This is a genomic window from Pseudomonas sp. Pseusp10 (assembly GCF_059492225.1).
The window spans coordinates 642,950-668,475 of the sequence record NZ_CP168528.1 but is presented as its reverse complement, the minus strand read 5'-3'; the positions used below and the strand labels follow the sequence as shown (position 1 = coordinate 668,475).

Annotated in this window: 28 protein-coding genes and 2 pseudogenes; 11 read left to right on the top strand and 19 right to left on the bottom strand. The window is 59.7% G+C overall.

Annotation, left to right across the window (positions count from 1 at the left end; genetic code table 11):
- Positions 1-136 precede the first annotated feature (136 nt).
- From ACEN8Z_RS03090 to ACEN8Z_RS03080, 3 genes are all read left to right on the top strand, one after another.
- Entirely contained in the window at positions 137-1,144 is a 1,008-nt protein-coding gene (locus tag ACEN8Z_RS03090) for a methionine ABC transporter ATP-binding protein (protein ID WP_008002210.1), read from the top strand.
- On the top strand, positions 1,144-1,818 hold the full coding sequence (locus ACEN8Z_RS03085) for a methionine ABC transporter permease (protein ID WP_008002212.1): 675 nt from the start codon (positions 1,144-1,146) through the stop codon (positions 1,816-1,818). The genes ACEN8Z_RS03090 and ACEN8Z_RS03085 overlap by 1 nt, the downstream gene beginning before the upstream one ends.
- Before the next feature lie 62 nt (positions 1,819-1,880).
- A complete protein-coding gene (locus ACEN8Z_RS03080; RefSeq protein WP_495596735.1) occupies positions 1,881-2,651 on the top strand; it encodes a MetQ/NlpA family ABC transporter substrate-binding protein in 771 nt (256 codons plus the stop codon).
- A gap of 166 nt (positions 2,652-2,817) precedes the next feature.
- Here ACEN8Z_RS03080 and ACEN8Z_RS03075 read toward each other — a convergent pair whose 3' ends face one another.
- The 5 genes from ACEN8Z_RS03075 to ACEN8Z_RS03055 are packed head-to-tail and all read right to left on the bottom strand — an operon-like array spanning position 2,818 to position 6,717.
- Entirely contained in the window at positions 2,818-3,453 is a 636-nt protein-coding gene (locus ACEN8Z_RS03075) for an SCO family protein (RefSeq protein ID WP_008002216.1), read from the bottom strand.
- On the bottom strand, positions 3,450-4,349 hold the full coding sequence (gene cyoE / locus ACEN8Z_RS03070) for a heme o synthase (protein WP_008002219.1): 900 nt from the start codon (positions 4,347-4,349) through the stop codon (positions 3,450-3,452). Before cyoE ends, ACEN8Z_RS03075 begins: the two co-directional genes overlap by 4 nt.
- Positions 4,337-5,407, bottom strand: coding sequence for a COX15/CtaA family protein (locus ACEN8Z_RS03065; RefSeq protein WP_495596734.1), 1,071 nt, complete (start codon positions 5,405-5,407; stop codon positions 4,337-4,339). Before ACEN8Z_RS03065 ends, cyoE begins: the two co-directional genes overlap by 13 nt.
- 10 nt (positions 5,408-5,417) lie before the next feature.
- Positions 5,418-6,011, bottom strand: a complete 594-nt coding sequence (locus tag ACEN8Z_RS03060; RefSeq protein WP_495596733.1) for a PA_0111/PP_0108 family redox-active disulfide protein — start codon at positions 6,009-6,011, stop codon at positions 5,418-5,420.
- A complete protein-coding gene (locus ACEN8Z_RS03055; protein WP_495596732.1) occupies positions 5,977-6,717 on the bottom strand; it encodes an SURF1 family protein in 741 nt (246 codons plus the stop codon). The genes ACEN8Z_RS03060 and ACEN8Z_RS03055 overlap by 35 nt, the downstream gene beginning before the upstream one ends.
- Positions 6,718-6,788: 71 nt before the next feature.
- Here ACEN8Z_RS03055 and ACEN8Z_RS03050 point away from each other — a divergent pair, with 71 nt between their 5' ends.
- The gene (locus tag ACEN8Z_RS03050) at positions 6,789-6,992 is read left to right on the top strand and encodes a twin transmembrane helix small protein (protein WP_007969817.1); all 204 of its coding nucleotides are present in this window, start codon (positions 6,789-6,791) and stop codon (positions 6,990-6,992) included.
- Positions 6,993-7,073: 81 nt separating this feature from the next.
- On the opposite strand, the gene ACEN8Z_RS03045 is transcribed toward ACEN8Z_RS03050, so the two are convergent.
- The 5 genes and pseudogenes from ACEN8Z_RS03045 to coxB form a co-directional block, all read right to left on the bottom strand.
- Positions 7,074-7,961, bottom strand: a complete 888-nt coding sequence (locus tag ACEN8Z_RS03045; protein ID WP_008002228.1) for a cytochrome c oxidase subunit 3 — start codon at positions 7,959-7,961, stop codon at positions 7,074-7,076.
- Between the two features lie 25 nt (positions 7,962-7,986).
- Complete coding sequence (locus ACEN8Z_RS03040) at positions 7,987-8,538, bottom strand: cytochrome c oxidase assembly protein (RefSeq protein ID WP_495596731.1); 552 nt, start codon at positions 8,536-8,538, stop codon at positions 7,987-7,989.
- A gap of 25 nt (positions 8,539-8,563) precedes the next feature.
- A pseudogene (locus ACEN8Z_RS03035) lies at positions 8,564-8,668 on the bottom strand (outer membrane lipoprotein carrier protein LolA); the annotation flags it as partial.
- The gene (gene ctaD, locus ACEN8Z_RS03030; RefSeq protein WP_008002232.1) at positions 8,665-10,257 is read right to left on the bottom strand and encodes a cytochrome c oxidase subunit I; all 1,593 of its coding nucleotides are present in this window, start codon (positions 10,255-10,257) and stop codon (positions 8,665-8,667) included. The gene ctaD and the pseudogene ACEN8Z_RS03035, both read right to left, overlap by 4 nt.
- An 82-nt stretch (positions 10,258-10,339) precedes the next feature.
- Positions 10,340-11,467, bottom strand: a complete 1,128-nt coding sequence (gene coxB / locus ACEN8Z_RS03025) for a cytochrome c oxidase subunit II (RefSeq protein ID WP_442098641.1) — start codon at positions 11,465-11,467, stop codon at positions 10,340-10,342.
- Positions 11,468-11,837: 370 nt separating this feature from the next.
- Between coxB and ACEN8Z_RS03020 the strand changes: the two genes are divergently transcribed.
- Positions 11,838-12,488, top strand: a complete 651-nt coding sequence (locus tag ACEN8Z_RS03020; protein ID WP_008002236.1) for a hypothetical protein — start codon at positions 11,838-11,840, stop codon at positions 12,486-12,488.
- Between the two features lie 109 nt (positions 12,489-12,597).
- Here ACEN8Z_RS03020 and ACEN8Z_RS03015 read toward each other — a convergent pair whose 3' ends face one another.
- The 3 genes from ACEN8Z_RS03015 to ACEN8Z_RS03005 form a co-directional block, all read right to left on the bottom strand.
- Complete coding sequence (locus tag ACEN8Z_RS03015; protein ID WP_495596730.1) at positions 12,598-14,124, bottom strand: SulP family inorganic anion transporter; 1,527 nt, start codon at positions 14,122-14,124, stop codon at positions 12,598-12,600.
- Positions 14,125-14,214: 90 nt separating this feature from the next.
- The gene (locus tag ACEN8Z_RS03010; protein ID WP_495596729.1) at positions 14,215-14,946 is read right to left on the bottom strand and encodes a carbonic anhydrase; all 732 of its coding nucleotides are present in this window, start codon (positions 14,944-14,946) and stop codon (positions 14,215-14,217) included.
- 243 nt (positions 14,947-15,189) lie between these two features.
- On the bottom strand, positions 15,190-16,248 hold the full coding sequence (locus ACEN8Z_RS03005) for a PA0069 family radical SAM protein (RefSeq protein ID WP_495596728.1): 1,059 nt from the start codon (positions 16,246-16,248) through the stop codon (positions 15,190-15,192).
- 228 nt (positions 16,249-16,476) lie between these two features.
- On the opposite strand from ACEN8Z_RS03005, the gene ACEN8Z_RS03000 reads away from it, so the two are divergent.
- The 3 genes from ACEN8Z_RS03000 (at position 16,477) to ACEN8Z_RS02990 (ending at position 18,189) form a co-directional block, all read left to right on the top strand.
- Positions 16,477-16,779, top strand: a complete 303-nt coding sequence (locus ACEN8Z_RS03000) for a hypothetical protein (RefSeq protein ID WP_495596727.1) — start codon at positions 16,477-16,479, stop codon at positions 16,777-16,779.
- Positions 16,780-16,865: 86 nt separating this feature from the next.
- Positions 16,866-17,414 carry a hypothetical protein gene (locus ACEN8Z_RS02995; protein WP_495596726.1) on the top strand — a complete coding sequence of 183 codons (549 nt, stop codon included), beginning with the start codon at positions 16,866-16,868 and terminating at the stop codon, positions 17,412-17,414.
- A gap of 130 nt (positions 17,415-17,544) precedes the next feature.
- The gene (locus ACEN8Z_RS02990; RefSeq protein WP_495596725.1) at positions 17,545-18,189 is read left to right on the top strand and encodes a dual specificity protein phosphatase family protein; all 645 of its coding nucleotides are present in this window, start codon (positions 17,545-17,547) and stop codon (positions 18,187-18,189) included.
- Between the two features lie 40 nt (positions 18,190-18,229).
- On the opposite strand, the gene ACEN8Z_RS02985 is transcribed toward ACEN8Z_RS02990, so the two are convergent.
- Positions 18,230-18,517 carry a YheV family putative zinc ribbon protein gene (locus ACEN8Z_RS02985; RefSeq protein WP_495596724.1) on the bottom strand — a complete coding sequence of 96 codons (288 nt, stop codon included), beginning with the start codon at positions 18,515-18,517 and terminating at the stop codon, positions 18,230-18,232.
- Entirely contained in the window at positions 18,514-20,565 is a 2,052-nt protein-coding gene (gene prlC / locus ACEN8Z_RS02980; RefSeq protein WP_495596723.1) for an oligopeptidase A, read from the bottom strand. Before prlC ends, ACEN8Z_RS02985 begins: the two co-directional genes overlap by 4 nt.
- 88 nt (positions 20,566-20,653) lie before the next feature.
- Between prlC and ACEN8Z_RS02975 the strand changes: the two genes are divergently transcribed.
- The 3 genes and pseudogenes from ACEN8Z_RS02975 to ACEN8Z_RS02965 form a co-directional block, all read left to right on the top strand.
- On the top strand, positions 20,654-21,199 hold the full coding sequence (locus ACEN8Z_RS02975; protein WP_495596722.1) for a gamma carbonic anhydrase family protein: 546 nt from the start codon (positions 20,654-20,656) through the stop codon (positions 21,197-21,199).
- Positions 21,200-21,225: 26 nt separating this feature from the next.
- The gene (locus ACEN8Z_RS02970) at positions 21,226-21,873 is read left to right on the top strand and encodes an HAD family hydrolase (protein ID WP_495596721.1); all 648 of its coding nucleotides are present in this window, start codon (positions 21,226-21,228) and stop codon (positions 21,871-21,873) included.
- A gap of 35 nt (positions 21,874-21,908) precedes the next feature.
- Positions 21,909-21,986: pseudogene (locus tag ACEN8Z_RS02965) on the top strand (outer membrane lipoprotein carrier protein LolA); the annotation flags it as partial.
- Between the two features lie 18 nt (positions 21,987-22,004).
- Here ACEN8Z_RS02965 and ACEN8Z_RS02960 read toward each other — a convergent pair.
- Genes ACEN8Z_RS02960 through ACEN8Z_RS02945 form a run of 4 tightly spaced genes read right to left on the bottom strand, consistent with a single transcriptional unit; the run spans position 22,005 to position 25,513 of the window.
- Positions 22,005-22,628: an ABC-type transport auxiliary lipoprotein family protein gene (locus tag ACEN8Z_RS02960; RefSeq protein ID WP_495596720.1), complete on the bottom strand. Its 624-nt coding sequence runs from the start codon at positions 22,626-22,628 to the stop codon at positions 22,005-22,007.
- A complete protein-coding gene (locus ACEN8Z_RS02955) occupies positions 22,625-23,563 on the bottom strand; it encodes an MlaD family protein (RefSeq protein ID WP_007992180.1) in 939 nt (312 codons plus the stop codon). The genes ACEN8Z_RS02960 and ACEN8Z_RS02955 overlap by 4 nt, the downstream gene beginning before the upstream one ends.
- Position 23,564: 1 nt before the next feature.
- Positions 23,565-24,368, bottom strand: coding sequence for an ABC transporter ATP-binding protein (locus ACEN8Z_RS02950; RefSeq protein WP_008002262.1), 804 nt, complete (start codon positions 24,366-24,368; stop codon positions 23,565-23,567).
- A complete protein-coding gene (locus tag ACEN8Z_RS02945; protein WP_495596719.1) occupies positions 24,365-25,513 on the bottom strand; it encodes an ABC transporter permease in 1,149 nt (382 codons plus the stop codon). Before ACEN8Z_RS02945 ends, ACEN8Z_RS02950 begins: the two co-directional genes overlap by 4 nt.
- Positions 25,514-25,526: the final 13 nt, after the last annotated feature.

The following is a 25,526-nucleotide window of genomic DNA, read 5'->3' as shown; positions in this document are numbered from 1 at the left end:
CTGACCTTTGATCGCGTTATTGCCAAATGACAGGACAAATGCGAAATAAATGCTAAGAACCTCTATACGGACAGGCTAAAATGCGCGCCCGGCTAACCGCTGATCCTTTTCTAACGCGCCCCACAAGGTTCGCTACGTGATCGAGTTTCAAAACGTCCACAAAACCTACCGCGTCGCCGGTAAGGAAATCCCCGCCCTGCATCCGACCAGTCTGACGATTGAGAACGGGCAGGTTTTTGGCTTGATCGGTCATTCCGGTGCAGGAAAAAGTACCCTGCTGCGTCTGATCAATCGCCTGGAAAACGCCAGTGGCGGCAAGATCACCGTCGACGGTGAAGAAGTCACCGCTCTCGACGCCAACGGCCTGCGACGTTTCCGTCAGCAGGTCGGGATGATTTTCCAGCACTTCAACCTGCTGGCCTCCAAGACCGTCGCCGACAACGTCGCGCTGCCACTGACCCTGGCCGGCGAGCTGTCGCGCAGCGAGATCGACTCCCGCGTGGCCGAGTTGCTGGCACGGGTCGGCTTGTCCGACCACGCGAAAAAGTACCCGGCGCAATTGTCCGGCGGGCAGAAGCAGCGTGTCGGCATTGCCCGCGCCCTGGCGACCAAGCCGAAAATTTTGCTGTGCGATGAAGCCACCAGCGCCCTCGACCCGCAGACCACCGCATCGGTTCTGCAATTGCTGGCCGAGATCAATCGTGAGCTGAAACTGACCATCGTGTTGATCACCCACGAGATGGACGTGATCCGCCGGGTCTGCGACCAGGTCGCGGTGATGGACGCCGGCGTGATCGTCGAGCAAGGCTCGGTGGCCGAGGTGTTCCTGCATCCGAAGCACCCGACCACCAAGCGCTTCGTGCAGGAAGACGAGCAGATCGACGAAAACGAACAGCGTGACGACTTCGCTCACGTACCGGGGCGCATCTTGCGCCTGACCTTCCAGGGCGAAGCGACCTACGCGCCGTTGCTGGGCACCGTCGCCCGGGAAACCGGTGTGGACTACAGCATCCTGGCCGGTCGCATCGACCGCATCAAAGACATCCCTTACGGGCAACTGACCCTGGCCGTCACTGGCGGTGACATGGAAGCGGCGTTCGCCCGCTTCACCGCAGCCGACGTTCACATGGAGGTGCTGCGCTAATGGAAGCCCTGACAAGTTTCTTCGCCAATATCGACTGGTTCGAAATCTGGCTGGCCACTGGCGACACCTTGCTGATGCTTGGCGGTTCGCTGTTGTTCACCGTGCTGCTCGGCCTGCCGCTGGGCGTGCTGCTGTTCTTGTGCAGCCCGCGCCAGTTGCTGGAAGCCAAAGGCGTCTACGCGATGTTGTCGCTGGTGGTGAACATTCTGCGTTCTCTGCCGTTCATCATCCTGTTGATCGTAATGATTCCGTTCACCGTGTTGATCACCGGCACGTCCCTCGGTGTCGCGGGGGCGATCCCGCCGCTGGTGGTGGGTGCCACGCCGTTCTTCGCCCGTCTGGTGGAAACCGCCCTGCGTGAAGTGGATCGCGGCATCATCGAAGCGACCCAGGCCATGGGTGCAACCACACGGCAGATCATCACCAATGCCTTGCTGCCGGAGGCTCGTCCGGGCATCTTCGCGGCGATTACGGTGACAGCCATTACACTGGTGTCCTACACAGCGATGGCCGGTGTCGTGGGCGCCGGTGGTCTGGGTGACCTGGCGATCCGCTTCGGTTATCAGCGTTTCCAGACCGATGTGATGGTGGTGACAGTGGTGTTGCTGCTGGTTCTGGTCCAGGTACTGCAAACCGTTGGCGACAAACTGGTTGTGCATTTCTCCCGTAAATAAGACATGAGCCGGCCATTCGCTGGCAGGCGCCGCAAGTCGGCGCCGCACAAGGAGTTAGCTGAATGAAAAAACTACTCGTGGCCTTCGCGGCCGTTGCCGCGTTCTCTGCCCACGCTGAAACCCTGACCGTCGCGGCCACCCCGGTGCCACACGCCGAGATCCTCGAATTCGTGAAGCCAGCCCTGGCCAAAGAAGGTGTGGACCTGAAGGTCAAAGTCTTCACCGACTACATCCAGCCGAACGTACAGGTCGCGGAAAAGCGCCTGGACGCCAACTTCTTCCAGCACCAGCCGTACCTGGATGAGTTCAACAAGGCCAAGGGTACCCAGCTGGTTTCCGTGGCTGGCGTGCATCTGGAACCCCTGGGCGCTTACTCCAGCAAGTACAAGACCCTCGCCGAGCTGCCTGGCGGTGCCAACGTGGTCATCCCGAACGATGCCACCAACGGCGGCCGCGCACTGTTGCTGATGGCCAAGGCCGGCCTGATCAAGTTGAAGGATTCGAACAACATCCTGTCGACCGTGAAGGACATCACCGAGAACACCAAGGATCTGAAAATCCGTGAGCTGGAAGCCGCGACCATCCCGCGCGTGCTTACCCAAGTCGACCTGGCGCTGATCAACACCAACTACGCGCTGGAAGCCAAGCTCGATCCGGCCAAAGATGCGCTGGTGATCGAAGGCAGCGACTCGCCGTACGTGAACATCCTGGTTGCCCGTTCGGACGACAAGGACAGCGATGCGATGAAGAAACTGGTTACTGCCCTGCACAGCCCGGAAGTAAAAGCCTTCATTCTCGAGAAGTACAAAGGCGCGGTGGTGCCGGCGTTCTGACCGACTGAAAGCAACAAAAAAGGGGCGCATCGAATGCGCCCCTTTTTTGTGCCAGAAACACCGCCACTTGTAGGAGCGAGCTTGCTCGCGAAGGTGTGTCAGCCACTGTAATGTCGACTGACACTCCATCGCGAGCAAGCTCGCTCCTACAGAGGGATTGTGGCGCTTAATTGCGTTTGAGCATCACCGGCAACTGCGCCACCAGCTTCGCATTATTCAATGGCGCCCGAATAAACCCGCGCTGGGTGCCATCCGGCCCGATCACCGCGAGGTTACCGCTGTGGTCAACGGTGTAGTTCGGCTTGCTGGTGTCCGCCGGAATGTACGGAATGCTCACCGCGTTGGCGACCTTTTGCAGCTCTTCGGTCGACGCCGGAGTCAGGCCGATGAACTGCGGGTCGAAGTAGCCCAGGTACTGCTTGAGCTGCTTGGGTGTATCACGATTGGGGTCGATGCTGACCAGCACGATTTGCAGTTTATCCACGGCCTCTGGCGGCAACTCGCTTTTGATCTGTCGCAGTTGGGCGAGGGTGGTCGGGCAGATGTCCGGGCAGAAGGTGTAGCCGAAGAACAGCAGGCTCCACTTGCCCTTCAACTCATTGATCGTGATCGGCTGGCCGTCCTGATTGGTCATCGTCACGTCTGGCAGATTACGGCTCTGCGGCAGCAAAATGATACCGGCGTCGATCAGCGCCGTCGGATCGCCCTGGTTTTTCCCGGACAGTACCTTGTTGACGGTCAGGCCCAGGATCAGCGCGATCAGGGCGACGAGTATGAAGACGGTTTTCTGGGTTCGAGTCATAGGTTCAACAGTAAGTAGTGGTCTACGAGCAGGGCGATAAACAGCAGGAACAAGTAGTAAATAGAGTACTTGAACGTGTTGATCGCCGCGTGCGGCCGAGTGCCACGGTACAGCACCACGGCCCAATGCAGAAACCGCGCGCCCAGCCCGAGCGCGCAGACCAGGTAGAGCGTGCCGCTCATGTGGATCACATAAGGCATCAGGCTGACGGCGAGCAGCGCGAAGGTATAAAGCAGGATATGAACCTTGGTGTAGTGCTCGCCATGGGTGACCGGCAGCATCGGGATGTCGGCCTTGGCATATTCCTCCTTGCGATGGATCGCCAGCGCCCAGAAGTGTGGCGGGGTCCAGGCGAAGATGATCAGCACCAGCAGCAGCGGCTCGGCGCTGACGTGACCGGTGGCGGCGGTCCAGCCGAGCAATGGTGGCGCGGCACCGGCCAGACCACCGATGACGATGTTCTGCGGAGTCGCGCGCTTGAGGAATCCGGTGTAGATCACCGCATAGCCAAGCAACGAGGCGAGGGTCAGCCACGCGGTCAGCGGGTTGGTAAACGCCAGCAGCATGGCTTGCCCGAGGGCGGCCAGTACCAGCGCGAACGTCAACGCGGCGGTCGGCGAAACCCGGCCTTCGGCGAGCGGCCGTTTGTGGGTGCGCGCCATGATCGCGTCGATGCGCCGGTCCACCACATGATTGACCGCCGCCGCGCCACCGGCACACAGGGCGATGCCCAGGTTGCCGAAGATCAGCACCGTCCACGGCACCCCGGCGCGGGTTGCGAGGAACATCCCCACCAGTGAAGTGATGAGCATCAGCACCACGACTTTGGGTTTGGTCAGTTCCAGGTAGTCACGCCAGATCGCCTGACTGGGACGTTCGCCGATCAGAATCGCCATGGCATCTCTCCTTTTATTGTTATGGGCCCGGCTGAGTGTTTACGCGGGCTGAAGTGCCAGCGCGCTTGCTTGACCCGGACCAGACTGGTTCGGGCGTGATAATTAACCAGCACCATGGTCAGCAACAGCGCCGCGCCGCCCGCGTTATGTGCGACGGCCACCGGCAGCGGCAGATGGAACAGCACGTTGCTGATACCCAAAGTGATTTGTGCGCCAAGGGCGATCAGCACCAGGCCGGCCAGGCGCGTCATGCCGACCGCCTTCAATTGCCAGGCCAGTCCGAGCAATACCAGGGTGACCAGCAACGCGCCGATGCGATGGGTCAGATGAATGGCCGTGCGGGCGTCGCTGTCCAGTTGCCCGCCGAGGTAATTCGGGCCGATGTGTTGGGTCAGGTGAAACCCGTTGGCGAAGTCGGCGGGCGGCAACCACTGGCCGTGACAGGTCGGAAAGTCGATGCAGGCCACGGCGGCGTAGTTGGAACTGACCCAGCCACCGAGGGCGATTTGCCCGATCACCAGCAGCAGCCCCGCCGTCGCCCAGTACTGCAAGCGTCGTGGCACGGTCAGCGCTGGCAGTACGCCGGACAGGCGCAAGGTCAGCAGAAACAACAGGCTCAAGGTCGCAAAGCCGCCAAGCAAATGCCCGGTGACCACCTGCGGCCAGAGCTTGAGCGTTACCGTCCACATGCCGAACGCGGCTTGGCCAAGGACCACCGCCAGCAAGAACAACGGCAGCTTCACCGGTTGCCCCGGATGGCGGCGATGCACCCACGCACGACCGGCCAACACCGCGATCAACATCCCCAACGTACCGGCGAAGTAGCGGTGGATCATCTCGTTCCAGCCCTTGTGGGCCTCGACCGGCGCGTCCGGGAAGTGCAATTCGGCATGGGCCAGCTGGACTTCGCTTTTCGGCACGCTGATGAAGCCATAGCAGCCAGGCCAGTCCGGGCAGCCGAGGCCGGCGTGGGTCAGGCGGGTGTAGGCGCCGAGCAACACCACAATCAGTGCCAGTAAGGTGGCAAACAGCGCGAGGCGAAATCCAGGTTTGGCCATGACGATGCCCTTATCCGATGTTCGACAGTTTCAGCAGGTGACGCAGGTCGTTGAGCAGGTCCTTGCCCTTCACCGACGGGTCGTAGCGCAGCACCAGATTGCCGTGAGGGTCGATGATCCAAAGGTGCGGCGCGTCATTGGTCTGAGCGCCTTTAGTGTAGGTCGGCAAGTCCAGTGAATAGCGTTGCAACTGCGGGTACTCGCGTTGAAGTTTAGTCTCGTAATCGCTGTTCAGCGTCTGCGCGGCGGCCAACGCATGGCTGGCGCGGGACGCATCGCGACCGAGGCCGATCTGGATCTGCCGCGCCAGATACACCAGTTGCTGGCAGTCCACCGCGCAATCCTTGGGCGCCGTCACCAGCATCTGCCAGCGATCGTCCTGCGCCTGCACGCCAATATCGGCGCGGGTCTGGCCGTTGCCGATCAGTTCGCCGTGATAACTGCGGCCCTCAGGCACCCAGAAATTCAGCTTGTACATACCGGTGGCGAGGATCATCGGACCGATCACCCCGAAAAGTATCAGCAGCAGTTGCAAGCGGCCCTTGCGGCGGTTCACCGACGGATTCGCCTCAGACATGCTGGGTGGATTCATGGCCGCTCCCATGGTGTTTCTCCTTTGCGTTGTGCCAGCCGAGATAGAGATAAAGACCGAACAGGGCAATCGCCATGGCGAACCACTGCACGGCATAAGCGATGTGTTTTTCCGGGCCCGTGGCGACCACCGGCCAGTCGGCTTGATAGGTGGCGGGGCCGGTTTCGGCGCGTAGTTCGTAGGCAAAGCCTTCGCGGTTCAGTGCCGTCCAGAGCCTGGTTGGCTCAACGGCCGTAATCAGCTTCGGCCATGTCAACGTTGTGGGATCCGCGTGCAATTGGAACGTCGCACCGGGGGAGACGTAGACCCACGCGTCGAGGCTGACTGCTTCGGCAGGCGTCTTGAATTGCGGAGGTGTGCGGCGGTCCGGCCAGGGCAACCAGCCGCGATTGACCAGCAGCCAAAGCCCGGTGGCCTGATCGTGAAACGGTTGCAACAGCTCGACGCCAACCTTGCCATTGCGTTGACTGTTGTCCAGCAACAGGCTGTGGGCGGCATCGAACTCGCCATGCAGGCGAACCCGGCGGAAGGCCGGGTCCTGAGTATGTTGCAGCTCGGAGCTGGCCATCGGCTCGGCGGCGCGGCGTTCGGCGTAGGTTTGCAGTAGCGCGCTTTTCTCCGCGCCCCGGCTCAATTGCCAGAACCCCAGGGACACCAGCAGCGGCAGCAACAGCACCACCATCAGCGTTGGCACGATTCCCGGCCGAAAGCGCTTCATGGCATTGCCAGAAAGTCGGTCATCGCGATAGCTATACTTAAGAGCATCGCTTGTCCCCCCGGAGTCTCACCATGCTCAAAGCAGCCATCGTCCTGATGCTGATTGCCACGGTTGTCAGCCTGTTCAGCGGCCTGTTTTTTCTGGTCAAGGACGACAGCCGCTCAAACCGCCTCGTCATTGCCTTGAGTGTTCGTGTGACCTTGGCCGCCATTACCCTCGGTTTGATCACCTGGGGCTTTTTCAGCGGCCAGTTGGTGTCGCACGCCCCCTGGTAGCCGTGTAGGAGCCAGCTTGCTGGCGATGGTGTGTCAGACACGTTGATTTCGACTGACACACCTTCGCGAGCAAGCTCGCTCCTACAGTACGTAGACGAAAACGAACAGTCCGATCCACACCACATCCACGAAGTGCCAGTACCAGCTCGCCGCTTCGAAGCCGAACTGGTGATCGCCGTCGAAGTGCCCGCGCATGATCCGCATCAGCATCACGAACAAGATGATGGTGCCGATGGTCACGTGGGCACCGTGGAACCCGGTGAGCATGAAGAACGTCGCGCCGTAGATGCCCGAACCCAGGGTCAGGCCCAGTTCGCGGTAAGCGTGCATGTACTCTTCAGCCTGGAAAGTGAGGAACCCGCAGCCCAGCAACACGGTGATCGCCAACCACAATTTCAGTGCGCCGCGATGGCCCTTTTTCAAAGCATGGTGGGCGATGGTCACGGTCACGCTGGAGCTCACCAGCAACACGGTGTTGAGCAGCGGCAGACCCCAGGGGCTGATGACCTCCTTGGGTGGCGGGAACAGTTTCGAGTCGGGGTTGTTCAGCAGCGGCCAGGTGAACTGGAAGTTCGGCCACAGCATGTGCGCGATGCCCTTGGCGCCGTCACCGCCGAGGGCCGGGCCGGAGATGTTACGCACATAAAAAAGTGCACCGAAGAAGGCGATGAAGAACATCACCTCCGAGAAAATGAACCAACTCATGCCCCAGCGAAACGAGCGATCCATTTGCGGGCTGTACAAACCGCCGCGACTTTCCTTGATCACAGTGCCGAACCAGCCGAACAGCATGTAGGCCAGCAGCAGCCCGCCGACGAAAAAGATCAGCGGCCCGTGGGATTCCGGGCGCGCCGCTTTCAGATCGTTGAACCAGGTAGCCAGGCCGTACACGGTGGTGACCATGCCGAGCGTGGCGATGATCGGCCATTTGCTCTGGGCGGGAACGTAATAATGTTCATGAGTTGCCATTTATTGTTCTCCTTATCGGGCACGCTCAGCCGCCAGTGTTTACAGCTACCGGTGGATGTCGGGCGGTGATATCGAACAGCGTGTAAGACAGCGTCAGGTGCTTCACATCCTTGGGCATGTCACGGTCAACGATGAAACGTACCGGCATCTCGATCCGTTGACCGGGCTGCAGCACTTGCTGGGTAAAGCAGAAACATTCGGTCTTGTGGAAGTACGCCGCCGCCGCGCTGGGCGCGATGCTCGGCACTGCCTGGGCGCTCATAGGGCGGTCGGTGGGGTTATGCGCAATGTAGATCATCTCGTTCACTGCCCCTGGGTTGGCCGTCAATTCCTCGCCCTTGGGGTAGAAATCCCACGGCATGTCGGCGGAATTGGTCGAAAGAAACTGCACGCGCACCTGCCGCGAGGTATCGACCGTCTGCTCACCCTCGTACTGCCCGGCGGTCTTGCCATTGATGCCGAAGGCCTTGCACATCACGTCGTAGATCGGCACCAGGGCAAACCCGAAGACAAACATCGCCACCACCACCAACAACAGGCGGGTGACCAGTTTCTTCAACGAAATCGAATCAGCCATGATTTCGAACCTCCACACCAACCCCTGTAGGAGCGAGCTTGCTCGCGAAAAACCTGAGAGCGCCGCGGGGCGTCAGGCTTCCAGCGTTATCGTTCACGACCATCGCGAGCAAGCTCGCTCCTACAGTCATTTCACTTCCGGCGGCGTGGTGAAGGTGTGATACGGCGCCGGCGACGGAATACTCCACTCCAGGCCTTCAGCCCCGTCCCACGGTTTGGCCGGTGCTGGCGGACCGCCGCGAATGGTCTTGATCACGATGAACAGGAAGAAGATCTGCGTGGCGCCGAACATGAATGCACCAATCGACGACACCATGTTGAAGTCGGCGAATTGCAGGTTGTAGTCCGGAATTCGCCGCGGCATGCCCGCCAGTCCCACGAAGTGCATCGGGAAGAAGGCCATGTTCATGCCGATGAACGACAGCCAGAAATGCAGCTTGCCGAGGGTTTCGTCGTACATGTGGCCGGTCCATTTCGGCAGCCAGTAGTAGGCCGAGGCGAAGATCCCGAAGATCGCCCCCGGCACCAGTACATAGTGGAAGTGCGCGACCACGAAGTAGGTGTCCTGGTACTGGAAATCCGCCGGGGCGATGGCCAGCATCAACCCGGAGAACCCGCCGATGGAGAACAGGATCACGAACGCCACGGCGAACAGCATCGGCGTTTCGAAGGTCAGCGAGCCTTGCCACATGGTGCTGGCCCAGTTGAACACCTTCACGCCCGTTGGCACCGCGATCAGCAGCGTGGCGTACATGAAGAACAGCTCGCCCACCAGCGGAATGCCGACCACGAACATGTGGTGCGCCCAGACGATGAACGACAGGAACGCGATACTCGCCGTGGCGTAGACCATCGATGTGTAGCCGAACAATGGCTTGCGCGAAAAGGCCGGAATGATCGAGCTGACGGCACCGAACGCCGGCAGGATCATGATGTACACCTCGGGGTGGCCGAAGAACCAGAACACATGCTGGAACAGCACCGGGTCACCGCCACCGGCGGCACTGAAGAAGCTGGTGCCGAAGTGGATGTCCATCAGCATCATGGTCACGCAGCCCGCCAGTACCGGCATCACCGCGATCAGCAGGAACGCGGTGATCAGCCAGGTCCAGACGAACAACGGCATTTTCATCAACGTCATGCCGGGGGCGCGCAGGTTGAGGATGGTGGCGATCACGTTGATCGCCCCCATGATCGAACTGATCCCCATCAAGTGAATGGCGAAGATGAAGAAGGTCACGCTTTCCGGCGCGTAGGTCGTCGACAGCGGTGCATAGAAGGTCCAGCCGAAGTTCGGCCCGCCGCCGGAGGTGAACAGGGTCGAAACCAGCAGCAGGAACGCTGCCGGCAACAGCCAGAAGCTGAAGTTGTTCATCCGCGGCAGGGCCATGTCCGGCGCGCCAATCATCAGCGGGATCATCCAGTTGGCGAGGCCGACGAAGGCCGGCATTACCGCACCGAAGACCATTACCAAGCCGTGCATGGTGGTCATCTGGTTGAAGAATTCCGGCTGGACGATTTGCAGCCCCGGCTGGAACAGCTCGGCGCGAATCACCATCGCGAACGAGCCGCCAAGCAGGAACATCGAGAATGCAAACCACAGGTACAGCGTGCCAATGTCCTTGTGGTTGGTGGTCAGCACCCAGCGCATCAAGCCTTTGGCGGGGCCGTGGGCGTGGTCGGTGGCGGTATGAACATGTTCATCGATTACAGCAGTCATGTCCTGTCTCCTGCAAACAGATGGGCTGGGCAGGCCGGGGTGCATAGCCCCGACCGGTTCCGTACGTGCGCAATAGACCGGGTCATTTGCTTTCCGCCTGTTTCAGCTCCAGCACTTCTTTAGGCGTGACCATGTCGCCTTTGTTGTTGCCCCAGGCATTACGTTCATAGGTCACGACCGCCGCGATATCGACTTCCGAGAGTTGCTTGCCGAACGCCGCCATCGCGGTGCCAGGCTTGCCGTGGAAGACAATGCTCAGGTGAGCCTCTTTCGGCCCGGTGGCGATTTTCGAACCCTTGAGTGCCGGGAACATCGGCGGCAGGCCCTGGCCTTCGGCCTGGTGACAGGCCACGCAGGTGGTGTGATAGATCTTGTCGCCGCGATCCTTGAGCTCGTCGAGCGTCCATTCCTTGCTGGTCAGCTCTTTGAGCTGTGCGGCCTCGACCTTGCGATCGGCCAGCCATTTTTCGTAATCGGCCTTTTCCTTGACCTCGACCACCGTCGGCATGAAGCCGTGATCCTTGCCGCACAACTCGGCGCACTGGCCACGGTAGATGCCGGGCTTGTCGATGCGGGTCCAGGCTTCGTTGACGAACCCGGGAATCGCGTCGCGCTTGACCGCGAAAGCCGGCACCCACCAAGAGTGGATCACGTCGGCGGAGGTCACCAGAAAGCGCACTTTGGTGCCGACCGGAAGCACCAATGGCTTGTCGACTTCGAGCAGATAGTGCTCGCCCTTGGCTTCCTTGTTGTGGATTTGATCTTGAGGGGTGGTCAGGTTGCTGAAGAATTCGACGTCCTGGCCCAGGTATTTGTAGTGCCACTTCCACTGGTAGCCAGTGATCTGGATATCGATTTCCGGCTCACTGGCGTCGTACATCTTGATCAGGGTCGCGGTAGCGGGAACCGCCATGGCCACCAGGATCAGGAAGGGCACGATGGTCCAGAGGATTTCGACAGTGGTGCTTTCATGAAATTTGGCAGCCACCTGCCCGGTCGAGCGGCGGTGGAGAATCATCGACCAGAACATGGCACCAAAAACGATGATGCCGATCACCACACAGATCCAGAAAATGGTCATGTGCAGGTCGAATACTGCGTGACTGATTTCAGTCGCTCCAGGCGCCATATTCACAGTCCAGGCCGCTTGCGCCTGACTGAAAATCGACCACAACAGGAGGCCCATCCAGACATGTGGATGTCGCATCATTGCGGGTTCCCCTTATCGTTCTTGTTATCCCGCCGGCTTTCACCTGCGGCAAGGGAGCGGCTGCATCAGACTACGAACTTGAATCGCCGTGCCTTGCTGCATATGCAGTCGGGCGTCATCAGCTAACTCCATTCCAACCCGAGTATAGACAGCACCTCTGACCTCGCAACGCGAAGGCGTAAATCATCTGAAACAGCATTAACTTGCTTTGCAGGGCACGAATGGAGAAGGATGCAGACGAGTGGTGGCCAATCGATATAACGGGACCGTCTCAAGGATGAAATAATTATGACAAATGCGTCTTAGCATTTTTCGTAAGCCAGCTAAGTTATGTCTTCCCTATTTCATTGCCTTGTTTCCTGGAGTTTTCATGAACACCGCCGCATTGCGCGAGCAGATCCAAAAAGCCCAACAACACGAAGCCGAGACCGGCCTGCTGACGCGTCAGCTGGAAAGTAAACTGCCTCACCTACACCCGGCGATCCAACTGCCGGAAGCGGACGCCAATGGCGTGCTGACGCGTTTTGTCGCCGCCTACATCGAAGAAGTGCCCGATCTGCTGGATGCAGCCAATGAAGTCGCCAGGGAAGCGGGCATTGAGTCACAGATCAAACCGGTGCTGAAAATCGCCGAACAGTACTTTCTCCAGCCGCCAGCCATCATGGCCGGCCATGTCGGGCTCGACAGCCTGCTGGATGAAGCCTATCTGGCGCACCGGTTTGTCGAAGAGGTCAACGACCTGTACATCAAGCATTTTGGCCAGCCACTGATCCCATTGGACATGACTGTCGCCAACCTGATTGCTCACCAATTGATCGGTGAGTCGTTCGCCAACCAACTGGACGAAGCGGTGCATCACGCCATCGACGAAATGCTCAACGAAGAGAGTTTTGCGCTGGAGTCGGTGGAAACCTACCGCGACAAGCTCAGCAGCCCGGACACCGGTGCCGCATGGAAACGCTGGCCGTGCATGTCCCGCCGTTTGGGCGTAGGCCTGGAGCTGGATCAGCCGGCGGCTTGATCCCTGAAACCTGTGGGAGCGGGCTTGCTCGCGAATACGGTCAATCATTCAACGTTGATGTCGACTGACACGCCGCTTTCGCGAGCAAGCCCGCTCCCGCACAGGTACCTCAGCCGGCCGCACCTATACCTGTATTCGTGCGCACCCGCCCCTCGAGCCTGCGCTTCAATCCCCGCGCTTCAATCAGCAGCTTCGAACCCTTGGCCGCATTCGCCCGACCCCACTCCTCCAGCAGCTCCAGACAGGAGTGATCGATGTAGCTCAAATTGTTGAGTGGCACATGCACCGTAGTGCCCGGCGCAATGCTGCCCAGTACCTGGGTCAGCGCCGGCACTTTGAGGAAGGTCGCCGCGCCCACCAAGCGCAATTCCATTTGCCCTTTCTGAGGCAGGTCGATCAGGCTGATTTTCAATCGCGAAGCTTTCAGCGCCAGTTTCACCAGCGTCAGGCCGAAGCCAATCAACACGCCGGTCAGCAGGTCCGTGAAAACGATGGCCAGCGCAGTTGCCGCGTAAGTGAACATCGGCGCCCGGCCATACCGGCCCAAGCCACGAAAGACCTTGAGGTCCACCAGTTTGAAACCGGTGTACACCAGCACGCCCGCCAGGCTCGCCACCGGAATGCTTTGCAGGACACTGGACAGCAACAACACGAACACCAGCAGCCACAGTCCGTGGAAAATCGTCGAGTAACGGGTAGTGGCGCCTGCCTGGACATTAGCCGAGCTGCGCACGATCACGCCCGTCATCGGCAGTGCGCCGAGTAGGCCGCAGAGCATGTTGCCGACACCTTGCGCCGACAGTTCCCGATCGAAGTCCGAGCGCTGGCCGCTGTGCATCCGGTCTACTGCGGCAGCCGAGAGCAGGGTTTCGGCGCTGGCGATGAAGGCCACTGCAAAGGCGGCGATGAGCAGGGCAGGGTCTGCCAGATTGAGCAAATCTGCCGGTCGCAGCCAATCAATGGCTTCAGCCAGATTGGCCGGCACTTCCACCCGCTTGACCTGCAACGACATGAGCAGACTGGCGGTAGTGGCAAGACCCACGCCGAGCAAGGCGCCCGGAATAAAACGCAGGGAATGCGGGCGCAGTTTTTCCCATAGCCACATCACGGCGATGGTCGATAACCCGAGCAGACCGGCCTGCCAGCCAACGGATGGCAAGGCCTGGGCTACTGCGGCCGGGAAGCTCGCGAGGTTATCCAGCCCTGAGGGTTTTGGCGCCGCATCGAGCATCACGTGTACCTGTGACAGGACGATCAACACACCGATTCCGGCAAGCATGCCGTACACCACCGCCGGCGCCGTCACCCGAAACCAGCAGCCCAGCTTCAAGCGACCGGCCAACAGTTGCAGCAAACCCGCCAGCACCAGAATGGGCCCGAGCATGGCGATGCCGTGTTGGCGGACCAGTTCGAATACCAGAACCGCCAGGCCCGCCGCCGGGCCGCTGACTTGCAACGGTGAGCCGGCCAACCAACCGACTACCAGACCACCGATGATGCCGGTGATCAGACCTTTGGCCGGGGGCAGTCCCGAGGCAATCGCAATGCCCATGCACAGGGGCAGGGCGACCAGAAACACAACCACCGAAGCCAGCAGCTCCCGTGGCAGAACAGCTTTGAGTCGAGCAGCACGCATGGTGAGTCTCCCGAAGTTTTCTTCAGGCATGGCAAGGCCAGGCTGCCTGAACGGCAGCCTCGGCTGAACCACACAACGATTTAGGGGGATTTAGAAGCGCGCTTTGGGCGTCGCCACGGGAATTGGCAGGCTGCCATTGAGCGGCAGGAAACAGCCTTTATCGGCGTCGTAGGCTTTGATTTCGCTGGTTTCGATGTTGTAGACCCAGCCGTGGATAAACAACTGACCGTTGGCCATGCGCGAGGCCACCGACGGGTGAGTGCGTAAATGCTGCAATTGGGCGATGACATTCTCTTCGGTGAGGATGTGCATGCTTTCGCTTTCGCTAGAGCAGTTGCAATTCTCCTGCACCATGGTCTTGGCCACTTCGGCATGACGCAGCCAGGCTTTGACCGTGGGCATTTTTTCCAGGCTCTGGGGGTTGAGTACCGCGCGCATCGCGCCGCAGTCGGAGTGCCCGCAGATGATGATGTGGTGCACACCGAGGGCCAGCACGGCGTACTCGATTGCCGTGGAAACACCACCGTTCATTTGCCCGTAAGGTGGTACGACGTTGCCGACGTTACGCGTGACGAACAGGTCGCCGGGGGCGCTTTGGGTGATCAGTTCAGGAACAATGCGCGAATCGGCGCACGCGATGAACATGGCTCGCGGCCGTTGGGCGGTGGCGAGTTTTTTGAAGAGTTCTTCCTGTTGCGGAAAGATCTCATGATGAAAATGCAAAAAGCCGTCAACGATATGCTGCAACGCTGCATCGGCGGTTTCCGCCTCGGGTTCGGGCGAAGCCGATGCAGCCAACGGCTGTTTATCCTTATCACTCATGATTCATCCTCATTGACGGGCTCAGGGAGCCATCCCGTGTTGTCCGGTGTGAAGCCAGTGGCTGGTTGAAAAACATCCAGGTCAAACAGCTCGACCCATCAGTCACTCGATGAACAAGTTAGCGGTTGAATCTTAATTGAAACTGAATGAAACGCTCTAGGACGTGTGTTCCAGGTCACAAAAAACGTGACCAGCCTAATGCGTGAGCGCGCTCCTCAGTACTCAACCATAGGCCAATTGTCCTCAAATCAACGACATCTGGCGACCCGGCGGACAAAAGGCGTCGCAATCCAGGTTAAAGCCTTCCCGTCGATTGAGCCCCAGGCGCTTGATGGTTTTGGCAAAGCGCTGCGCCAGCAGGTCGGCGAAGGGGCCTTCGCCACGCATTCGAGCGCCAAAGCGGCTGTCGTAGAGCTCACCGCCACGGCTCTGGCGAATCAGGCTCAGCACATGCGCCGCCCGTTGCGGATAGTGGGCGCCCAGCCATTCTTCGAACAGCGGCGCCACTTCCAGCGGCAGGCGCAACATCATGTAAGCAGCGCTTTGCGCCCCGGCTACATGGGCCTCGGTGAGCAGGCTTTCGAGCTCACTGTCGTTGATCATCGGAATCATCGGTGAACACAGCACACCCACCGGAATGCCTGCATCGCGCATGACCCTGATCGCCCGCAACCGGGCCTTGGGCGCTGCAGCGCGTGGTTCGAGGATGCGCTTGAGTTCGTCGTCCAGGGTGGTCAGGCTGATCATTACCGCCACCAGTCTTTGGCTGGCAAGCTCGGTCAACAGGTCCAGGTCGCGAAGAATCAGCGAGCCCTTGGTGACGATTGTCACCGGGTGCCGGTATCGCAGGAGTACCTCGAGGGTTTGCCGGGTGATCTTGTATTCACGCTCGATCGGCTGATACGGATCGGTGTTAGAACCGAGGTTGATCGGTGCACATTGATAGCCACGCTTGGACAGCTGCTCCTCCAGCACATCCGTGGCGTTGGTCTTGGCGATCAGTTTTGTTTCGAAATCCAGCCCTGGTGACATGTCCCAATAGGCGTGACTGGGGCGTGCATAGCAATAAATACAGCCGTGCTCGCAGCCGCGATAGGGATTGATCGAACGGTCGAAGGGCAAATCCGGCGATGTGTTACGGGTAATGATGGTTTTCGCCGTTTCAATGCGCACCTCGGTGCCTTGGGTGAGGGGTACTTCCTGGTACCAGCCGTCGTCCTCTGCCACCGAATGGCTGGGGGCGAAGCGGTTGTGCGGGTTGGTCGCGGTGCCGCGGCCACGGGGGGGCAGAGAGCCAATCATCGGCGTATTCCTGTACCTGTATATCAATACAGTAACCGACGTCGCACCTGGCGACCAGTACCGCTCAGCCCTTCATTTGACAATTGGGCTGTTGTCATGAACTTACTTGTCCAATAAACGAAGGGAAAACTAAGGAAACATATAGTCAGTGGCTGGATCCAATACCCGCCCGTATATTCAACCCAACAAGCAACACCCTCAACAGCAAACAAATAAAAGGATTTATTAATGTCTTTCTTCAATCAGCGCGGCATCTTCCTGCAACTTATGCAACCAAGCCCTTCGGAGCCCGATACACTTGTTTCGTTGCAACTTGCTCGCAAGGAATCAAGTTGGGATGCGGAAAATGAACAACAAGTTGAAAAACTGGTCGACTCGGTTTTTTTCACGGCCACTTCTACAGACCTGGGTGATTCTTTCAGTATCAGGACTGTCGGAAAGGATGTAGACGGAGACGGCGTCATTGGCGCATCGGACAAAGCCAAGCTGCAGGCGCTGGCCAAGGCCTACGCCAGCATCGTCAACCCTTGATTCCTGACCGTTGATACCGGCTGTCAAAGAGTCGTTTCGGATGCATGTGGACGACCGCATGCATTCAAGAAAATCGCGAGGATAAAATGCCAATATTCACCAAAACAGGCGCTTTCTTGCAACGAATAGAAACATCAAACGATGTACAAATAATTATAAAACTAGTAAGACAAAACAACTATTCCGACGCAACAAATCAACCAAACCGCGATACCCTCACCCACGCACCAACTCTAACACTCCATATAAACGATGACGGAAAAACAGTAAAGCTGGACTTTGACCCTTGGTCTGACATCAATGTTAATTCAGACAGTAACATTGACGAAAAAGATATCGGCATCGTGACAGATCTCGCGCTCGCCTATTATCATCAAACAATAATAACTTCTGAATTCGCAAGCTATCTCTATCGCCTTCCCGCTGACCCGCCCGAGTTTCGAATAGGCGTCGAGATATTGGAGCTTGATGAAGATGATCAAAAATTCTACAGCTACGATGTTCTCGAAACCGAGTCTCTGGATTCCGGCGCCCGGTTTCAAGGCGCGCGTCGTAACCCTCAGACTGGAAAGGTTTATGAGTACGGGACGGCCCTGGAGGCATTGCTCAAGGCATTCATCAAGTTGGAACTGTAGGTTCGGTCAGGCGTAGCGACTTCCAGGCAGGGACTTCACGATTCTTTGACGGTCCGCTCACAGGCCTTTGACCGCGCATGGCTGATCCTTGTCAGCATCTTCCCGTCCCTTTCTGAACGGTCGCTCAAGCATGCCTCTATCACGATTTTTATCTGCAATATGCCTGTCGCTGGTCGCACTCGTTAACCTGACACCGACATTTGCTGACGACAGCACGATGCACCGTCCGGCAGACTGGGCTCAACCGATCGAGAAGCAATACAACCTCTTTCAAATGTCGCCAACCCTCTATCGCAGCGCCTTGCCGGACAAAGGGGCGGTGCCACTGCTGGAGAAGCTCCAGGTCGGAACGGTGATCAACTTCCTGCCGGAAGCGGACTCCAGTTGGTTGTCCACGCCGGGCATCACTCAAGTACAGCTGCCTTATCGCACCAACCATGTGGATGACGCCGATGTGCTCAAGGCCTTGCGCGCCATCAAGTCTGCAGAAGCCAAAGGCCCGGTACTGATGCATTGCAAACACGGTTCCGACCGTACTGGCCTGATGGCGGCCATGTACCGGGTTGTCATCCAGGGCTGGACCAAGGAAGAGGCCCTTAACGAAATGACCCAGGGCGGCTTTGGCGACAGCACCCATTTCAAGGACGGAATTCGCTACATGATGCAGGCCGACGTGGAAAAACTGCGCACGGCCCTGGCCAATGGCGATTGCAGCACCAGTCCGTTCGCCGCGTGCTCGATGAAGAGCTGGTTCAAGTCCGCTCATGTCGAATAAAAAGCCCCCGTTGCATTGCGCAACGGAGGCTTTTTTTCACTCAGTGCTGTTCGTCAGGCTTTTTCTTCAGTTTCGGGTTCGGGAAGAACTGAACCGCCTGAACCTTGGTGTCCGCTGGCTTCGGCGCAGTCGCATTGACCCGCGTACCTAGCTCCCTGGGCACCGACAGCCCTTGTTCATTGAGTGTGTCGGAGTAACCGCAGGCCACGCACTCTCGGTGCGGGACCTGGTCTTCGTTCCACATCATCAACTTGTCCGGCTCGCTGCATGCCGGGCAGACCGCCCCGGCGATAAAGCGTTTTTTCGTAATCACAGGTCCCTCACTCATGCTGCTGCGTCCTCACTCAGGCCGCTGTGGCGCAAGAGTGCGTCAATCGATGGCTCACGGCCACGGAAGTCGACGAACAGCACCATCGGTTCCTGGGAACCGCCACGCGCCAGGATCGCTTCGCGGAACGCACGACCGGTGTCGGCGTTGAGCACGCCTTCTTCTTCAAACTTCGAGAACGCATCGGCCGACAGCACTTCAGCCCATTTGTAGCTGTAGTAACCCGCGGCATAACCGCCGGCGAAGATGTGCGCAAAGCTGTTGGGGAAGCGGTTGTAGGCCGGCGGACGCATGACCGAAACCTCGTCGCGCACGCCTTCGAGCACTTGCAGCACACTGCGACCATCGCCGTGGGTGGCGTGCAGTTCGAAGTCGAACAGCGAGAATTCCAGTTGGCGGACCATCATCAGGCCAGACTGGAAGTTTTTCGCCGCGAGCATTTTCCCGAGCAGGTCCTGAGGCAGTGGTTCGCCGGATTCATAGTGACCGGAAATCAGCGCCAGACCTTCAGGCTCCCAGCACCAGTTTTCCATGAACTGACTTGGCAGTTCGACCGCATCCCAGGCCACACCGTTGATGCCGGACGCGCCAGCATGCTCGACGCGGGTCAGCAGGTGATGCAAGCCGTGACCGAACTCGTGGAACAGGGTGGTGACTTCGTCGTGGGTCAGCAGCGCAGGCTTGCCGCTGTCGGCCGGGGTGAAGTTGCACACCAGGTTGGCCACCGGACTTTGCAGTACACCGCCGGCGGTGCGGCGACGGTCGCGGGCGCCATCCATCCAGGCACCACCGCGCTTGTTGGCGCGGGCGTAGAGGTCGAAGAAAAAGCGGCCGACATGCTGGCCGTTTTCCTTGATTTCAAACAGACGGACATCCGGGTGCCAGGTGTCGAAACCTTTGAGCTCGGCAATCTCGATGCCGTACAGACGCTGGACGATGGCGAACAGGCCGCTGAGCACCTTGTCGATCGGGAAGTAGGCGCGCAGGGCTTCCTGGGCAACGCTGTAACGCTGTTCACGGAGTTTTTCGCCGTAGAAACCGCTGTCCCAGCTTTGCAGATCCGGGCAGCCTTGCTCGGCTGCATAGGCCTTGAGCTGTTCCAGGTCCTGAGTGGCGAATGGCTTGCTGCGCTTGGCCAGGTCGCGCAGGAAACTCAGCACCTGATCGCTGGATTCGGCCATTTTGGTCGCCAGGCTCAGCTCGGAGAAATTGCTGAACCCCAAGAGTTTTGCCAGTTCCTGACGCAAGTCGAGGATCTCTTCCATGACCGGACCGTTGTCGTTCTGGCCGGCATTCGGCCCCTGGTCCGACGCACGGGTGCAGTACGCGGCATAGACCTCTTCACGCAGTGCGCGGTCCTGGGCGTAGGTCATCACCGCGTAATAGCTCGGGAATTCCAGGGTGATCAACCAGCCGTCCAGATCCTTGGCCTGAGCTGCGGCGGCCATTTGCGCCTTGGCCGAATCGGTCAGGCCGGCGAGGGCGGCTTCATCGGTGATGTGCTTGGTCCACGCCTGCGTGGCGTCGAGCAACTGGTTGGAGAAACGGCTGCCCAGCTCGGACAGCTTGCTCTGCACTTCGGCGTAACGCTTCTGTTCGGCTTCCGGCAGGTCGATACCCGACAGACGGAAGTCACGCAGGGAGTGTTCCAGGATAGTTTTCTGCGCCACGTCGAAACCGGCGGCTTGCGGGCTGCTGGCCAGGGCTTCGAAGGCCTGGAACAGTTCGCGGTTCTGGCCCAATTCGGTGGCATAGGCGCTCAACGCCGGCAGGCACGACTCGTAGGCTTCACGCAGTTCGGTGCTGTTGCACACGGCGTTGAGGTGACTGACCGGGCTCCAGGCGGCGCCCAGGCGGTCGTTGAGTTCATCCATCGCCAGCACCAGGCCAGCCCATGTTGGCTGTTTGGCCTGGGTCTTGAGGATCTCGACGATGGCGGCACGGTTGTCAGCCAGGATCTGTTCAATGGCCGGTTGTACGTGTTCGGCGCGGATGGCGGAGAACGGCGGCAGGTCGTAGGACTGCAAAAGAGGGTTGTTCACGCTCACGGTTGATACCTTGGCTGGAGAAACATGCAGCCATCTTAATTACAATCGGCACTCACCGCAGCTATCAGCGACAGAGAGAAACCCTATCGTGAACCTTCGCAAGTATCAGAACCACACGCCGCTGCTTGGCAAAAGCGCTTTTGTCGACCGCTCGGCGGTGGTGATAGGCGACGTTGAAATCGGCGAAGACAGCTCGGTCTGGCCGCTGACGGTGATCCGTGGCGACATGCACCGCATACGCATCGGCGCGCGCACCAGCGTGCAGGATGGCTGCGTGTTGCACATCACCCACGCCGGGCCGTTCAACCCCGATGGCTTTCCGTTGCTGATCGGCGATGACGTGACCATCGCCCACAAGGTCATGCTGCATGGCTGTTCGGTGGGCAGCCGGGTGTTGATCGGCATGGGCAGCATCGTCATGGACGGCGCGGTGGTCGACGATGATGTGATCATCGGTGCCGGCAGCCTGGTGCCACCGGGCAAGCACCTGCAAAGCGGCTTCCTGTATGTGGGCAGCCCGGTGAAGCAGATCCGTCCGCTGACTGACAAGGAGCGTGCCTTTTTCACCTACAGCGCGGCGAACTACGTGAAGCTCAAGGACCTGCATCTGGCCGAAGGCTACGACCAGCTTTGACCCAGCCTCCTTATTCAGGATTCAACATGCATTACCAAACCGTTTTGTTCGACCTCGATGGCACCCTGACCGACCCACGCGAGGGCATCACCCGTTCTATCCAGTTCGCTTTAAGCAAACTGGGTATCGATGAGCCGGACCTGACCAAACTCGAACACTTCATTGGCCCTCCGCTGTTGCAGGCGTTCATGCAGTTCTACGACTTCGACGAAGCCCGCGCCTGGGACGCGGTGAATTTCTACCGCGAGCGATTCAAGGTCACCGGCCTCTACGAAAACCGCGTGTTCGATGGCGTCACACCACTGCTGGAAACCCTGGTCGGACAAGGGCGACAGCTGTACATCGCCACTTCGAAGCCGTGGGTGTTCGCCCGTGAGATCGCCCGGCATTTCGATTTTGCCAGGCACTTCAAAGTGATTTACGGCAGCGAACTGGATGGTACCCGGACCAACAAAATCGAGCTGATCGCACACCTGATGGCCGAAGAAGGCCTGGACCCGGCCAACACCCTGATGATCGGCGACCGCAAGCACGACCTGATCGGCGCACGCAGCAATGGCCTGGACGCGGCGGCGGTGGGTTACGGGTTCGGCAGCCACGAAGAGTTGAGCGCCGAAGCGCCGGCGTATCACTTTGAAACGCTGGAAGAGCTGCATCGGGCGTTTTTGCGCTGATACGACGTCTCCCTGTAGGAGCGAGCCTGCTCGCGATGGTCGTGAACGATAACGCTGGAAGCCTGACGCCCCGCGGCGCTCTCAGGTTTTTCGCGAGCACGCTCGCTCCTACAAAGGAATTGCGCAGGCCTTCATGGCCGAGGTGGCGGGGCCAGTCTCTGTCCTTGCTCAACCGCCCAGTTCACCACCTGCGCGGTCAACTGATCGTTCGCCTGACCAAACCCGGCCACCACCGCCGGGACCTTCACATCGCTGAGTGGCTGGCGCACTTCAAAGCGACGGCTGGCGAGGATGCGCTGGTCGTAGCTGCGCACCAGCAACGCATCCAGACGCACGACCGCGCTGGCATTCGTACCTTGGTATTCAGTCTGAAACGCCTGCAGGCTGCCGCCCAATTCAAGATCGGTCTGGAAAATGCTGTCATCGGTGCTCAACAGCGGCACCCGCCCGTCATCCTGAAAACCGTCCAGCAGGCGATTGCGCACCAGCACCGGCGCCGGGTCGCTCCAGCGCGCCCCCTTGTAGTGGCTGATCACATCGCCCTGGGTAATCACTGCAATGTTCGGACTGTTCAACGCTTCGCTGGACTGGAATTTGCTCAGGCGCAGCGACCAGCGCTGCGGCATGCCGTGACTGGCCGATGCGCTCTGGGCCGACGGCAATCGATAGACTTCGAAGGGCTCGGGCTTGGGCAGGATCGAGCACGAACTGATCAGCGTGAAGCCAGCGAGGAGGGCAATCCGAATCAGCTTCATGGCGTGAATTCCTTGGTCTTTTCACTGCCCAGCAGGTAACCGCTGGGGTTGGCCTCCAGACGTTTGGTAATGACGCGCAACGAGGACAGGGTTTCGCGCATCTCGCGCACGGCCGGGCCCAGGCCATTGAGGCCTTGCATGCCGCTGTTGAGGGAGTCCTGATTGGCGGTTATCAATTTGTTGAGGGTGGCGCTGCTTTCCTGCAGCGACTTCATCGCCTGCTCGGCGCTGCCCAGCGCCTCCTTGCCGTGCTCGTTGAGCAGCCCGTTGGCATTGCGCATCAGCGCCGTGGTCTGTTCCAGCATGTTGTTGGCCTGTTTACCGACCGAGGCCAGTTGCTGCATGGCCTGGCGGATATCGCCGCGCTGCTCGGCAATGGTCCCGGTGGTTTGCTCCAGATGCTCCAGGGTGTTGCTGATGCGCTCGATGTTTTCCGTGGAGAACATCAGGTTGGCGTTATGCATCAGCGTGCTCACCCCGGCCATCAGGTCTTCGCTGTCATTGAGCAGGCGGGCGATGGGCGACGGCGATGCGACGATGGTCGGCAGGTTGCCGTCCTTGCCCTTGAGCGTCGGGCTCTGTGGCGTACCGCCGCTGAGCTGGATGATCGAGGTCCCGGTGACACCGGTCAGGGCCAGCTTGGCATTGGTGTCTTCCTTGACCGGGGTATCGCCGGCCAGGCGAATTCGCGCCAGCACCCGGCGCGGGTCTTTGGGGTCCAGGCGCAGCGAGATCACGTCGCCGACCTTGATCCCGCTGTACTGCACCGAACTGCCCTTGGACAAACCGCTGACCGCCTCGTTGAACACGACTTCGTAGTCCTTGAACTCGGTGTCGACACTGGACTTGGCCAGCCACAGGCCGAACAGCAGTGCGGCCGTCACCACAATCACGGTGAACAGGCCGATCAACACATGATGGGCTCGGGTTTCCATGTCAGACCTCTTTGAGCTGTTGGGCGGCCGTCAATGCCGCGCGGCCGCGAGGGCCATGGAAGTATTCGTGAATCCACGCATCGTCGGTTTCCGACACCTTGTCGATGGCGTCCGCCACCAGCACTTTTTTCTGCGCCAGCACCGCCACCCGGTCGGTGATGGTGTAGAGCGTGTCGAGGTCGTGGGTCACCAGAAAGACACTCAGGCCCAGGGCATCGCGCAGGGTCAGGATCAGCTGGTCGAACGCGGCGGCGCCAATCGGATCGAGACCGGCGGTGGGTTCGTCGAGAAACAGGATGTCCGGGTCCAGGGCCAATGCCCGGGCCAGTGCGGCACGCTTGATCATGCCGCCGGACAGCGATGAGGGGTACTTCTCCGCCGCCGACAGCGGTAACCCGGCCAGGGCCATTTTCACCGCCGCCAGGTGCTCGGCGTCGTTGCGGCTCAAACCGGCGTGTTCGATCAGCGGCAGGGCGACGTTCTCGGTCACCGTCAGCGAAGAGAACAGCGCGCCCTTCTGGAACAGCACACCAAAGCGTCGCTCCACCAGCGAGCGCTCGTGCTCGGACAAGGTCGGCAGGTTTTTCCCAAAGACTTTCACCACGCCTTCGCTGGGCTGGCGCAACCCGACAATGCTGCGCAGCAGCACCGATTTGCCACTGCCAGAGCCGCCGACCACGGCGAGGATCTCGCCTTTGTACAAGTCCAGGTCAAGGTTCTCGTGCACGCTCTGGCGGCCAAAGCGGTTGCACAACCCACGTACCTCAATCACCGCCTCGGAGGGCGCTCGGGGGATACGACTCACCAACCCATCTCCATGAAAAACATCGCGGCTATCGCATCCATCACGATCACCACGAAAATCGACTGCACCACGCTCGACGTGGTGTGGGCACCGACGGACTCGGCGCTGCCGCTGACCTTGAAGCCTTCGAGGCAACCAATCGCGGCGATGAGGAAGGCAAAAACCGGCGCTTTGACGATCCCCACCAGAAAGTGCTGAACGCCGATGTCGGTTTGCAGCAGCGATATGAACATCGCCGGAGAGATATCCAGCGCCACGGCGCAGACCACGCCACCGCCGATAATCCCCGACAGCATCGCCAGGAAGGTCAGCATCGGCAGGGCGATCAGCAACGCCAGGACCCGCGGCACCACCAGCAATTCCACGGGGTCGAGGCCCAGGGTGCGAATGGCGTCGATTTCTTCGTTGGCTTTCATCGAACCGATTTGCGCCGTGAACGCACTGGCGGTGCGCCCGGCCATCAGGATCGCGGTCAGCAGCACACCGAATTCGCGCAGGAAGGCGAATCCCACCAGGTCCACGGTAAAGACTGTGGCACCGAAAGTCGCCAGCACCGTCGACCCGAGAAATGCCACGACGGCACCCACCAGAAAGGTCAGCAGAGCAACGATTGGGGCGGCATCGAGGCCGGTCTGTTCGATGTGCGCGATCATCGGTGTGACGCGCCAGCGTTTCGGCCGGAACAGGCCGCGGGCGATGGTTTCGATGATCAGGCCGACGAAACCCAGCAGTTGCAGGGTGTCCTGCCAGACGGTGTCCACCGCGCGGCCAATGCGGGTCAGCAACTGAATGGCAACGCTGACTTCCGGTTCCTTGATCGGTACACAGAAATCGGTCAACGAACAGTAGACGGTTTGCAGCAACGCCCGGTCGGCGGTGGAGAGCGTGCAATCCGGATGTTCGGCGGAGCGGCCCAGACGCTCGGAGCCGAGCAACTCGACCAACAGCGAGGCGCCGGCGGTGTCCAGGGCGCCCAGTCCGTTGAGGTCGATGGGGGTGTTGGCGTCGTACTGGCCGTGGAGTTTTTCGCTCAACAGCTTGAGGTCAGCGTAATGGGCAAGCGTCCAGTCGCCCGTCACCCGCAACCGCGCAGGGGTAAGCGACGTATCTAATCTGGCGTTGCCGGCCATCGTGCTGCTGATCATAAGCTCCGTGCTT